This is a genomic window from Vibrio sp. R15-SG3-ISO1A (assembly GCF_059833955.1).
This window is the reverse complement of sequence record NZ_JCBDGH010000010.1, coordinates 34,660-46,664: the sequence shown is the minus strand read 5'-3', so window position 1 is coordinate 46,664 and position 12,005 is coordinate 34,660. Positions and strand designations below refer to the sequence as shown.

Here is a 12,005-nt window from a genome sequence, read left to right as displayed (position 1 = left end):
CAACGCGGTGGAAATACCGTTATGCGTTGGCTTTTTCAAACTCAGCCATAAAGTCCACCAAGGCTTGCACACCTTCGAGCGACATCGCGTTGTAGATCGATGCACGCATCCCACCGACCGCGCGGTGACCTTTAAGTGCCACCAAAGCGCGGGCTTTCGCTTGCTCTAGGAACAGACTGTCCAACTCCGGTTTTTTCAGTTGGAAAGGCACGTTCATGCGCGAGCGGTTGTCGGAATGCACGTTGTTGATGTAAAAGTCTGACTGATCAATGTAGTTGTAGAGTGTCGCGGCTTTTTGTTGGTTGATTTTCTCCATAGCTGCCACGCCACCTTGCTCTTTCAACCACTTAAACACCAACCCAGAGAGGTACCAAGCAAACGTCGGCGGTGTATTAAACATCGACTCTTTTTCCGCCAAAACTTTGTAGTTTAAAAAGCTTGGCAACACGTCACTGGCAAGCTCCAATAGGTCATCACGTACAATCGCGATACAGATACCAGCTGGGCCAATGTTCTTCTGCGCGCCTGCGTAAATCACCCCATATTTCGACACATCAATCTCACGTGACAAGATGTTGGAAGACATATCTGCCACAATCGGCTTTTCAGTCACGGGCAGTTCGCTGATCTCAATACCATCGATGGTTTCGTTAGGACAAAAATGGACATAAGCACTGTCTGCATCGATACGCCACTCGCTCGCGGCGACGACAGCAAGTTTGCCGTCTTTCTCTGTTTTTGCAGAGAATGCGTCAACATCACAGTACTTCTGCGCTTCTTCTATCGCACTTTGTGCCCAGTAACCGGCATCAATGTAAGTGGCTTTGCGCGCACTACCGAGCAAGTTAAGCGGCACGGCGGCGAACTGAGCGCGCGCGCCACCCTGGCAGAAAAGGACTTTGTAGTTGTCTGGGATATTCAGCAGATCACGTAAATCCTGCTCAGCTTCCTCAGCGACTTGAATAAACTCTTTACTGCGATGGCTGATCTCCATAACCGAAGTGCCAAGCGCGTTCCAATTAACAAATTCTGCTTGCGCTTTTTCCATCACGGCTTTAGGTAGCGCCGCTGGACCTGCACTGAAGTTATATACGTTGTCCATTTCACATTCCTTGATCATTCTGAGAGATTGCTAGGATTAATAGCACGTTTTCTACGAGATAAAAAGCAAGAAAAGAGGTGTTACGACCTCTTTTCTTGCTTAGTGGTTTGTTTTCCTAACTATGGCTGCATCATTGCAGAGAGAAACAAGGTCATCAAGGGTATTTTCTGGCCATTGTTAAACACCAAATTCCCCTGCTCAAGGGTGGCTTGGATTTGGTAGCCTTGCTGGGTTTGTGAGATAAACTCCATCACAATCGCTTCATCAACACCCTGCTTAATAAACGGATACTGTTCAACAAGTTGGTTGGAGAAAAAGGTATTAATCTCGCCCGTCAACGCTGGGATTACCATCATAGGGTTTTGTGAGATGCCAGAGGTACCTTCTGGTACTGCCACTGTCCAAGTAGAATCGAACACTGCGCCGTCACCCAAATCGACATCCAATTTGTTCATAGTGAGATAAAACCCTTTGGTAAACAGGGTCTCAACTTGGGAAATTGCTTGCTCAATCTCATTTTCACTGAGAACAGGGTTGTTTTGATAGATATTCACTAAATGGTCGAACGATTCCATATCTAAACCACCAAAAGTCAGATCGAAACCAACACTTTTCACTTCGCCCTCTTGACCGATAACATCGTAAAGACGAACAACATGCTGACTGCTGACGGTTTGATTCACTTCGTCCATAGAGCTGGTGACGCGGTATTGACCTTGCTTGAGGCCAAGCCACACCGCTTGAGCTGGATCCGTCAACGTCACTTCATCGACAGATAGGGTCTGCTCACCTAACCAAAAGCTGCCCTGTTTCTTACCACTTCCACTGCCTTTTAAACCCACAATATGCAGCGACTCGCCGTGGTTAAAGTCGATATCCGCAGCGGGCATATCCAGCTCGTAGCTCACTTCACCTAGCACAGTGATCTGACCGCTCAGCGTCGATGGCGACATCGACAACACCGCGTTATCGGCCCCTTGCGCGACATAATTCCAACTGTCCATAGATACGGTATAACGAGTATTGCCGTTGAGTTGGGTTGAGGTGTGCAGCGTCAATGGAATGGCTTCTAGCCCTTCGATGACCGAATCGGCGTCAAGGCTCACCAAACCATGAGTCAAATCACTGTGAACGATAAACTCACTGGGTAAGCCATCTTGAGCCATTTGGGCGGCGAGCTCTTGATCGTGAATCACATAGCGGGTGGTCACCTTGGAGGAAAGGTAGCCTCTATCGTAACTGACGACGTCGGCACTGATGGCCGCGCTGTTTAGGTGACGAATGCCATCTTGAATAACATTTTGACCAATTTGCCCCACGGCCAATGGCCAACAAAGGGCGAGAGAAATGGCACCACCGATGGCGCCAATCTTTTTAAGCTGATGCATGTACGTGTCCGGTATGGAGATTTGTCCCAAGTCTACACCAAAAAACATTGAGATAAATCAGAGTATTGTCTTTCTCTCGATTTTGGCAAAGATTCTATTACTCAGCTCTCAACATGGTTTGGTCAGGCTTGTTACAGTGGAGCATGTGTTGGTTTCCAAAAAATGAAAACGCCGTGAATCATTACGCATTATTGTGCCTCGACAACAACCCTGTGAGCGTTGAAATCCTGCGACGTGAACTTGCGACCTTTGCGCTTAAATTCGACATTTACACTGCCGATACCATCGAGGACGCCCACTCGATTCTCGAGTTCTGTATCGAAAGGCAACAGGAGATGGCCTTAGTGATCGCCAGTCACCATGAGCAGTTTGATGGCGCCAGCTTCTTGATTCACCTTGATAAGTCACCTCAAACACGTTTAGCAAGAAAAGTGCTCGTCAGTTGTGGGCAGGATATTCAAGCCATTTTATCCGCGGTCAATGATGGCCGCCTTGACCACTGCTTAACCAAGCCTTTGCAAGACAACGTGGTCGAACGTACCGCATTGAAAGAACTGACCACATTCGTGCTCGAAAACGATCGCGATAACCTGCTCAGCTATAGCCAAGTTCTCGACCAACACCGCCTACTTCGCGCCCACATCGATCAGAAGATGCGAAGCTATCGCGAGGGCTTTATCAGCGATCACCACACGCTGACCGACCAACAATTAGCAGAACAAGTGACCGGTGCTCTGCGCGAGTTTTTTTCTGACCAAGATGATACCAACGCATGTCGTACCTACTCCGCCGACCATCTGTTAACCAAAGAAGGCGAGGAAAACCGCTTTCTGTGGTTCATCACCGAAGGCCAAGTGGCACTGTACAAAAAAGATGAGCTCGGTATTCAGCGTGAAGTCGTCCGTCACAGTCAAGGCAGCATCGTGGGCGGGATGTCCTTTGTCACCGGCGAAACGTCATTCTCGACCGCCATAACTTTGACGAAAACAGAAGTCATCAAACTCGATCGTGACGTCTTCGCCAAAGTCATGCACTCCAATACTGCGCTGCTGCCACTATTTACCAATTTACTACTGCGCCATTTCAATCGCCGTTTGCAACGCAGCATTACCACCAAACTTGAGTTGCAAAAAACCCTGGAGTCGCTGGAACTGGCCCACCAACAACTGATCGAAAGAGAAAAAATGGCCATGTTGGGGCAGCTAGTCGCAGGCGTTGCCCATGAGCTCAATAACCCGATTGCCGCAATACTGCGCGGCACAGATACCATCACTGACAAAATCCATCAGTTGATCGCCCATCAAGGGGACGAGCCGATACAAGCATTGGGGAGCGAGATTCTCACTCATGCCTTGACCGCACGGCCCCGCTCAACCTCACAAGAGCGCGAGCTCGCCGCCGCCGCTGAAAAGCGCGTCTCTGATCGCCGCGTGGCAAAAAAGCTGGTCAAGCTAGGGCTTAATGAGGATGAAGAGTGGTTAACGCGCGCAAAACGTCACCCGCAGCAGACGCTAAGCCAACTCACCGATCTCGAAGCCTATCAATTGACGGGGGCTACCCTGCGCTCAATCCATGTCTGCGCGCAGCGTATTGCAGATATGGTCAAGAGCCTGAAAGGTTACGCAAGGCCCGATGATGAATCTTTTCATTTGAGTGACATACACGAAGGGTTGGAAGACACCTTAGTGATCTTTGAAAACAAATTAAAATTCCATCATGTTGAAAAGCACTATGGCGACATCCCTCTCATTTCCTGTCAGCCAATCGCGCTGCAACAAGTGTGGACCAATCTTATCTCCAACGCGATTGATGTCTTTCCTGCCAAAGGTGTGTTGGAGATCTCCACCACCCTTCATGACGACAACTGGCTAGAAGTGGCATTTAAAGACAACGGCTGTGGTATTCCCAAAGCGCAACTGGATAAAATTTTTACTCTCAATTTCACCACCAAAAAAGAAGGCAATTTTGGCCTAGGTATTGGCTTATCGGTCTGCCAGCAAATTGTCCTGCAACACGGTGGAAGGATAGACGTGGCCTCACTTACCGAAGAGGAGTGCCACCATCACCCAGAGTTGGCCCCCTATACTAAGATGTCGGTTTGGCTGCCAGTCAACCCCATGTCTCACACAACAAGGACTCATGTATGAACAACTATCTCATTTTGTGCGTGGATGACGAGCGAGAAGTCCTCGATAGCGTAGTGCAAGATCTGGATTGCTTTGAAGAGACGTTTGTACTCGAGGCGGCAGAGTCGGTCGCAGAAGCCAAACAGATCATTCAGTCGGCGGCTAAAGAAGGTACCCGTTTGGCGCTGATTCTCTGCGATCACATTATGCCCGAGCAGACAGGCATCCAGTTCCTGATTGAATTGAATGAGCAAGAAGAGACGAAGCCGACGCGAAAATTACTTCTTACCGGACAAGCGGGGCTAGAAGATACCGTGGAAGCGATTAATCACTCGAGCCTCGACTTTTACATCGCGAAGCCCTGGCGCGGAGAGGAGTTGCGAAGCGTAATCAAAGAGCAACTCACCCAATTTGTTATCGACAACGAGCCCAATCCGCTCCACTGGGCATCGATACTCGATACAGAAGCCATCTTTGCCGCGATAGCGAAAAACCGTTTGGACTTGGGTGAATAAACGACCACCTTAGCCATTCACTGGCTAAATCTTGGCATATCACTTGCTAAATGCTAGATATATCGACAAAACAATGACATTTAGTGTAGTGGCATTCGCTATGATGCATTATTATGTTGACACATCGTCATAGCGACACTCTCGCTAAAGACCAAGGAAATTAACAAGATAAAGGTTTATCGTCCATTATGCGTAAAACAATTTTAGCAGCGGCGCTAGTGCTTGCATCTGGCCAATCATTTGCTGAGGATCCAAACAGCCCAGCGGTTATGAGTAACTTCAGTTACGACTACTTCGAAGCTCGTATCGGCGCAAGCCCAGTGACCTTCGGCGGTGGCGTGAGCAAGTCCATCCACCCTAACGCACACTTTATTGCTCGCATTGATTCAGAGTTTGAAGGCGATTACGACTCAGCGGTCGGTCTTGGCTTTCACGCACCGATCAACAACTGGGCGGATCTGACCGGTTCGATGCTCTTCCGTATGGTGGATTTCAATGGTCGCAACGATAAGAGCACTGAAACAGGCATGCAGCTTAACTTAGGCGTTCGTCAGTGGCTTGGGCCACAACTTGAAGTCGGCGGTGGCGGCGGTTACTTATCGCTCGACGACAAAGACCAATGGTTAGGCTCTGTCTACGCACGTTTCCACTCCACCGAATTGTTCTCTCTCGGTGCAGAGGCTCGTATCAACGACTTCTACGGCGACCAATTGATGTTTACCACGCGCTTTAAGTTCTAACGCATCACGATCATCAACGTGTATTTATAAGCAGCGCCCAAAGCGCTGCTTTTTATTGTCCGCAAGTTTTATTTCCAACGCAGCGCCTTGATTTAACCCACATTTCTCTTTCGCTCGTAAAACTTTTGTTTTTTTTCGTTCATAATGAATGAATCGCAATGCGGCTCCGGTCTACTTGTTTATCGCAACCATTCAATACGTTCATCAGAAAGGATACTCATGACAAGGTTTATCACACTCTTCACCTCGCTTCTTGTGGCGTTTAGTAGCCTAGCGGCCGACAACTGGAATCAGGTAGTTGAAAAAGCCAAAGGGCAAACTGTCTATTTTCATGCTTGGGGTGGCAGCCAGGAGATCAACAACTACTTGCGCTGGGCAAGTTCTGAACTAGAGCGTCAATACGGCGTGACTCTGAAACACGTCAAAGTGACGGACATTGCCGAGACCACGACTCGCCTGATTGCTGAAAAAGCGGCAGACAAAAACAGCGGGGGCAGCGTTGATATGGTGTGGATCAACGGTGAAAACTTTAAATCGATGAAAAACAACGCTCTGCTTTATGGTCCATTTGTTGAATCGCTCCCCAATTGGCAGTACGTCGATAAGTCACTGCCCGTTGACAGTGATTTTTCAGAGCCAACACTTGGCCTTGAAGCACCTTGGGGGGTAGGACAGCTGGTGTTTATCCATGACACCACCACACTGAATAATCCGCCCGCCTCTTTTAGTGAACTGCTAAGCTACGCTAAGGCCTACCCTAATCGTGTCAGCTACCCTCGCCCACCCGAATTTCACGGCACAAGTTTTTTAAAAGCGCTGTTGATTGAACTGACTAACAATGATCCATCGCTCGCCAAGCCCGTGTCTGAGGCCCAGTTTGATGCAGTGACGGCATCACTTTGGCAATATCTCGATGAGTTTCATACGGTCGCGTGGCGTCAAGGGAAGCAATTTCCATCGGGCACGGCAGAGACTTTGCAATTACTTGACGACGGACAGTTAGACTTGGCGATTACCTTTAATCCCAATGCGGTTTTTTCCGCTCAAGCAAGCGGAAAGCTTGCCCCAACCACAGCGGCCTATGCGATGGAGAGCGGCGCCCTGTCTAACATTCACTTCTTAGCGATTCCTTGGAACGCCAATGCGCCCGAGGGCGCCAAGGTGGCGATTAACTTCTTACTCAGCCCAGAAGCACAATCACGCAAAGGAGATTTGAATGTGTGGGGCGATCCGTCAGTGCTTAAGAATGAGGTGTTACAGGGCAGCGCGAAAAATACAACGCTGTTTAAATCTGTGGCGGAGCCGCACCCAAGTTGGCAATCCGCACTCGAAGTCGAGTGGCAGAAACGCTACGGCCAGTAGCCAGCAAACCAATACGAGAGCCAGATGTTTAGAGCGACGTATTTCATTGTTTTACTGATCTGCATCATGCCCATTATGCCCGGCATATTGGGTGTGATGCTCTCTTCTTTGGGGTATATGCCGGTCATCGGCTTTGACCAAATCACATTAGCCGCGTATGACACTGTGTTGCAATGGCCGGGAGTGGGACGCGCCATCGGCAGTACCCTGACCAGCGCACTGGTGAGTACCTATCTTGCCTGCGCCATCACCTTTGCCATCTTACAAAGTTTGTGGATGAACAAGCATTGGCGCAAGGTAGAGTTGCTGCTCTCCCCCTTATTGGCGATGCCCCACGTCGCGTTTGCCATTGGCTTTGCCTTTCTCTTCTCACCGACCGGCTTGCTGGCACGATGGGCGAATCAATGGTTGATGATGGGCAGTGATACGCACAATGCAGCATGGTTGATCCATGACCCTTACGCCGCAGGCCTGACGATAGCTCTCGCACTCAAAGAGGTGCCCTTCTTACTATTAATGAGTATCCCGGTACTTGGCCAGCTTAACCTCCCTAAGCTCGCCCAGGTGTCTCATTCGCTCGGATATTCGTGCGCACAAATGTGGTGGAAAGTGGTGCTACCACAATGGCTGAGAAAAATGCGCTTCCCTCTGTTTGCCGTGATCGCCTACGGCGTATCCGTGGTCGATTTAAGCCTGATTTTGGGACCCACCAACCCGCCCACCTTTGCAGTGATGATTTGGCAGTGGTTTAACGATCCTGATCTCAACGTCTTACCTCGCGCCGCTGCAGGCGCCGTTACCCTGTTTGCCATCGCATCAAGTTTGCTGCTTGCTGTGGTCGTGATTGAAAAAGCAATCACGCAATTCTGGTCAAGCTGGCAATATTCTGGCCGCGCCGGATTGGCTTTACCTGGCAAATCTGTGTTCACTCTAAGTGCACTGCTTGCCGCGTCAATGCTGCCCATCATGCTGGTGTGGAGCGTCGCACAGCGTTGGCGTTTTCCGGACTTATTGCCCACTTCTTGGAGTGGCAGATTTTGGCACAATGAGTGGCAGAACGTGTTACCAACCATCAGCGACAGCTTACTGCTGGCGCTTATCGCGACCACCATTGCCCTAATTGCTGCCTTGGTATGCCATGAGTACCGACTGCGATCGCGTTTGCATGTACCTGGATTTGTCATCGCCTTGCCCATGTTGATCCCACAGCTCTCTATCTTGTTCGGCTTACAAGTGGTCACACTATCTATCAACAGTGATCTCTACTGGGTATGGACAGTCTGGGCACACGTGTTCTTTGCGTTTCCTTTTGTCTACCTCGCCCTCGATGGGCCTTGGCGAAGTTACAATCTCAACTATACCAAGGCAGCGTTGTCACTCGGCAAATCGCCACTGAGCGTCTTTTTCACCATCAAGGCGCGACTGCTGTTTCCTGCAATCTGTTACGCTTGGGCGGTGGGGGCCAGTGTCAGCCTCGCCCAGTATTTACCGACCTTGATGCTCGGCGCAGGTAGAATCGCGACGATCACCACCGAAGCTGTGGCACTTTCCAGTGGCTTTGATCGCCGTGTCACCGCCATTTACGCAATCTGGCAAGCCTTGCTCCCCTTTGTCTTTTTTAGTGGTGCCTTGCTGTTGAGCCGCGCTGTCACCCGGAGAACAACGCGCCGAGTATCAGAAAGCGCCGTAAGCGCCACTCTCACATCCAATGCTGTAAAGGAAGATTCCACTCATGACGCTATATCTCAAAAACCTCGCCATCCATAATCGACAAGGAGAGGCACTACTGCATACCCTTGATTTAACGATAGAAAATGGTGAAGTCGTCTGTGTCATGGGCCCTAGCGGCTGTGGAAAGTCGACGCTACTGAATTTGATTGCAGGTCACCTCAGTGATGACTTTCAAGCACAAGGAGAGATCATTCTTGATGATCGTGAGCTCAATCAGGTCGAGGCCCACCAGCGAGAAGTAGGGATTTTATTTCAAGATGATCTCTTGTTTCCTCACCTAAATGTTTGGCAAAACCTTGCCTTTGCTCTGCCCAATCAAATTAAAGGTCAGCAGCGTAAAAAAGACGCACTGCAAGCCCTTCAGAGTGTCGGCTTGGACGCGTTAGCGAACCAATATCCTGAGCATATTTCTGGTGGTCAGCGTGCTCGTGTCAGCCTGATCCGCATGTTGCTGGCTAAGCCTAAATTGGCGCTACTTGATGAGCCGTTTAGCAAACTCGATCAACAACTTAGAGTCCAGTTTCGTGACTGGGTGTTTTCACAGCTAAGCAAAGCGCACATCCCTACCCTACTGGTCACCCACGATGAACAAGATGTGCCGCCCGAGGGACGTATTTTGCATTGGCGTTGGGGGAAATAATCATGCTCGATAAAGTGAGTATTCGCGTGATACGTGCACCGCTAACCCTAGCGGCTAAGGGATTGGATAAGCTTGGTGTGACGGCCAACCAAACCACACTATGTGGATTTTTGCTTGGCGTTTTGGCTTTGCCAGCGCTGATCGTTTCTCGCTACGATGTGGCGCTGTTTTTCATCGTCGTCAATCGACTCTGTGATGGCTTAGATGGCGCGCTGGCACGTAGACAAGGGATCACCGATGCGGGTGGATTTTTAGATATCAGCCTCGATTTTCTGTTCTACTCTTTAGTGCCATTTGGTTTTGTATTGGCCAACCCAGAGCAGAACGCCGTTGCGGGAGCCTTTTTGATTTTCTCATTCATCGGCACCGGCTCAAGTTTTCTCGCCTTCGCAGTTTTGGCAAGTAAACGAGGTATTGAGAACCCGATCTACTCTCACAAGTCGCTCTACTACATGAGTGGGTTAACGGAGGGTACAGAGACCATCGCCTGTTTTATTCTGTTCTGCCTATTACCTGAACACTTTGCCCTGATAGCCTATGTGTTTGGCGCAGCATGCTGGTTTACCACCTTCACACGGATTTATTCTGGCTTCCATACACTGAAATCAGCGCCATAAAGCAGGCATCTTGAAGTCATCCACTTACTGCCAACCCTCGCTGAAAATCAGGCTTCAACATCCGCTCTATAACTCTATTGTTCGATGACTGGGGGTTAGCGAAAACGCAGTACTTTCAGCGCAGCCTCATCGTCGACATCGGCAAATTCAGGCGGGTTCGCTAGGCGCTCAACAAACGATAGTTGCGGCGCCTCACTTTGCATACCATCAATAAGGAATTGGCTTGTGACTTGCGGTGAGTTGACACACGCCAGCACCTCACCGTCTTGCGCCAATAAATCGGGCAAGCGACGCAAAATCTTTTGGTAATCTTTCGTCAGTGCGAAACTGCCTTTTTGAAACGAGGGTGGATCGATAATCACTAAATCATACGGACCACTTTTCTTGATTTTTCCCCACGATTTGAAGATGTCATGGGCCAAGAACTTCACTTGATTGAGATTGTGGCCATTGAGTCTGTGGTTATCTCGCCCCTTGCTCAATGACGCCTTGGCCATATCGACGTTGACCACTTGATCGGCGCCGCCTTCTATCGCGGCGACGGAGAAGCCACAGGTGTAAGCAAACAGGTTAAGCACGTTTTTATGGCGCGCGTTCGCTTTGACCCAATCTCGGCCAAAGCGCATATCGAGAAACAACCCGAAGTTTTGATTTCGACCAATATCGAGCTGATACTTCAGTCCAGATTCCACCACCACAGGGTGACGGTCTAACTCACCGAACAACACTTCCGTAGGCGCACCTTCACTGTATCGGTGTTGAATCACCACTGAACGCCCGCATTTTTCACGCCAAATATCGCGCTCGGTCATGGCGATAAGCGCCGCTTTAAGTGCCTGCAAACTCTCGTCGCTGACAGGTTTAAACAGGTTCACCATCAACTGACCATTGACCCAATCACAGGTGATTTGCTCTAGCCCTTCATACTGACGTCCGCGACCGTGAAATAGACGTCGAACTTCATCGCTCGCTTCTGACAACGCATGGGTCAACTGTGTGATCAATGATTCAATGGGCAGTAATTGCATAGGTCGTTATCCGTTATTTGATTTGCCGTTATTTAATGGTTGGCCAGTTGAGTGTCCAAGGCGTCAACCAAGCGTCGATACTTTGTGATACTGGTGCCTCACGCCATTTATTCCCCAGCGTCTCGTACTCGCGTGGGTCACAGACAAACTGGTAGCGCTCACCTTGATAGTCAAAGCCGAGCGCAAACGCGTGTAAATAGCCTCTATCGGCTTTAGAGCTGGCATTATAGATTGGATCACCCACAATGGCCGAGCCAATAGATTTTAGCGCTACCCGAATCTGATGAGTTTTTCCAGTATGTGGCTTACACAAAAACAGACGCTCGCCAGGCATCGCCGCGGCAGAGAAAAACTGTGTCAGCGCAGGGTTACACTGTGTATTGATTAACTTCCAACTTGCTCGGCGCGATCGCGCCATATCACCACTGATCAATCCCTGTTTCTTTTTTGGTTTTTTGCTGCCGATTGCCAGATAAAACTTACTCACCGTTCGTTTCGCAAACAGCGCTGATAGCTCACTCGCGGCCTGACTGTTTCTACCTAGAAGCAATAACCCGGAGGTCATCTTGTCAAGGCGATGGATAAGATAGAGTTTGTCATCCCCCGAGATACTCGCGATAGCTTGCAGAAGCAGCGTATCACCGTCGTCTTTGTGTACAGAGACACCGGGGTGTTTGTTGATGATAAGAAAGTCTGGGTGAGTGTGTAGAATATCAAACATAGATGGGCCTTTACTTGGAAAGGCGAGTATACCGA

General features: G+C 49.5%; 11 protein-coding genes. 7 read left to right on the top strand and 4 right to left on the bottom strand.

The genetic code is table 11. The annotated features are described in order from the left end of the window. Nucleotides 1–19: 19 nt before the first annotated feature. Nucleotides 20–1,102, bottom strand: a complete 1,083-nt coding sequence (gene serC / locus AC6R0L_RS00805) for a 3-phosphoserine/phosphohydroxythreonine transaminase (protein ID WP_500627948.1) — start codon at nucleotides 1,100–1,102, stop codon at nucleotides 20–22. 119 nt (nucleotides 1,103–1,221) lie between these two features. Beyond that, entirely contained in the window at nucleotides 1,222–2,490 is a 1,269-nt protein-coding gene (locus AC6R0L_RS00800; RefSeq protein ID WP_500627947.1) for a DUF945 family protein, read from the bottom strand. A gap of 173 nt (nucleotides 2,491–2,663) precedes the next feature. Between AC6R0L_RS00800 and AC6R0L_RS00795 the strand changes: the two genes are divergently transcribed. From AC6R0L_RS00795 to AC6R0L_RS00765, 7 genes are all read left to right on the top strand, one after another. Next, complete coding sequence (locus AC6R0L_RS00795) at nucleotides 2,664–4,637, top strand: ATP-binding protein (protein WP_500627946.1); 1,974 nt, start codon at nucleotides 2,664–2,666, stop codon at nucleotides 4,635–4,637. Then, nucleotides 4,634–5,131, top strand: a complete 498-nt coding sequence (locus AC6R0L_RS00790; protein WP_500627945.1) for a response regulator — start codon at nucleotides 4,634–4,636, stop codon at nucleotides 5,129–5,131. Before AC6R0L_RS00795 ends, AC6R0L_RS00790 begins: the two co-directional genes overlap by 4 nt. 188 nt (nucleotides 5,132–5,319) lie before the next feature. Beyond that, nucleotides 5,320–5,871, top strand: coding sequence for a hypothetical protein (locus AC6R0L_RS00785; RefSeq protein ID WP_500627944.1), 552 nt, complete (start codon nucleotides 5,320–5,322; stop codon nucleotides 5,869–5,871). 219 nt (nucleotides 5,872–6,090) lie between these two features. Then, complete coding sequence (locus AC6R0L_RS00780) at nucleotides 6,091–7,233, top strand: ABC transporter substrate-binding protein (protein ID WP_500627943.1); 1,143 nt, start codon at nucleotides 6,091–6,093, stop codon at nucleotides 7,231–7,233. Between the two features lie 24 nt (nucleotides 7,234–7,257). Then, nucleotides 7,258–9,000: an ABC transporter permease gene (locus AC6R0L_RS00775; protein WP_500627942.1), complete on the top strand. Its 1,743-nt coding sequence runs from the start codon at nucleotides 7,258–7,260 to the stop codon at nucleotides 8,998–9,000. Continuing rightward, nucleotides 8,966–9,604, top strand: a complete 639-nt coding sequence (locus AC6R0L_RS00770; protein WP_500627941.1) for an ATP-binding cassette domain-containing protein — start codon at nucleotides 8,966–8,968, stop codon at nucleotides 9,602–9,604. Before AC6R0L_RS00775 ends, AC6R0L_RS00770 begins: the two co-directional genes overlap by 35 nt. A 2-nt stretch (nucleotides 9,605–9,606) precedes the next feature. Then, nucleotides 9,607–10,221 carry a CDP-alcohol phosphatidyltransferase family protein gene (locus AC6R0L_RS00765; RefSeq protein ID WP_500627940.1) on the top strand — a complete coding sequence of 205 codons (615 nt, stop codon included), beginning with the start codon at nucleotides 9,607–9,609 and terminating at the stop codon, nucleotides 10,219–10,221. Nucleotides 10,222–10,316: 95 nt separating this feature from the next. Here AC6R0L_RS00765 and AC6R0L_RS00760 read toward each other — a convergent pair whose 3' ends face one another. Continuing rightward, nucleotides 10,317–11,249: a class I SAM-dependent methyltransferase gene (locus AC6R0L_RS00760; protein WP_500627939.1), complete on the bottom strand. Its 933-nt coding sequence runs from the start codon at nucleotides 11,247–11,249 to the stop codon at nucleotides 10,317–10,319. A 28-nt stretch (nucleotides 11,250–11,277) separates the two neighbouring features. Then, on the bottom strand, nucleotides 11,278–11,970 hold the full coding sequence (locus tag AC6R0L_RS00755) for a TIGR01621 family pseudouridine synthase (protein ID WP_500627938.1): 693 nt from the start codon (nucleotides 11,968–11,970) through the stop codon (nucleotides 11,278–11,280). Nucleotides 11,971–12,005: the final 35 nt, after the last annotated feature.

Bases quoted from the DNA above. Each gene is read 5' to 3' on its own strand.
- AC6R0L_RS00765 (WP_500627940.1), top strand. From the start codon at position 9,607: ATGCTCGATAAAGTGAGTATTCGCGTGATACGTGCACCGCTAACCCTA.
- AC6R0L_RS00755 (WP_500627938.1), bottom strand. From the start codon at position 11,970: ATGTTTGATATTCTACACACTCACCCAGACTTTCTTATCATCAACAAA.
- AC6R0L_RS00770 (WP_500627941.1), top strand. From the start codon at position 8,966: ATGACGCTATATCTCAAAAACCTCGCCATCCATAATCGACAAGGAGAG.
- AC6R0L_RS00775 (WP_500627942.1), top strand. From the start codon at position 7,258: ATGTTTAGAGCGACGTATTTCATTGTTTTACTGATCTGCATCATGCCC.
- AC6R0L_RS00780 (WP_500627943.1), top strand. From the start codon at position 6,091: ATGACAAGGTTTATCACACTCTTCACCTCGCTTCTTGTGGCGTTTAGT.
- AC6R0L_RS00800 (WP_500627947.1), bottom strand. From the start codon at position 2,490: ATGCATCAGCTTAAAAAGATTGGCGCCATCGGTGGTGCCATTTCTCTC.
- serC (WP_500627948.1), bottom strand. From the start codon at position 1,102: ATGGACAACGTATATAACTTCAGTGCAGGTCCAGCGGCGCTACCTAAA.
- AC6R0L_RS00790 (WP_500627945.1), top strand. From the start codon at position 4,634: ATGAACAACTATCTCATTTTGTGCGTGGATGACGAGCGAGAAGTCCTC.
- AC6R0L_RS00760 (WP_500627939.1), bottom strand. From the start codon at position 11,249: ATGCAATTACTGCCCATTGAATCATTGATCACACAGTTGACCCATGCG.
- AC6R0L_RS00785 (WP_500627944.1), top strand. From the start codon at position 5,320: ATGCGTAAAACAATTTTAGCAGCGGCGCTAGTGCTTGCATCTGGCCAA.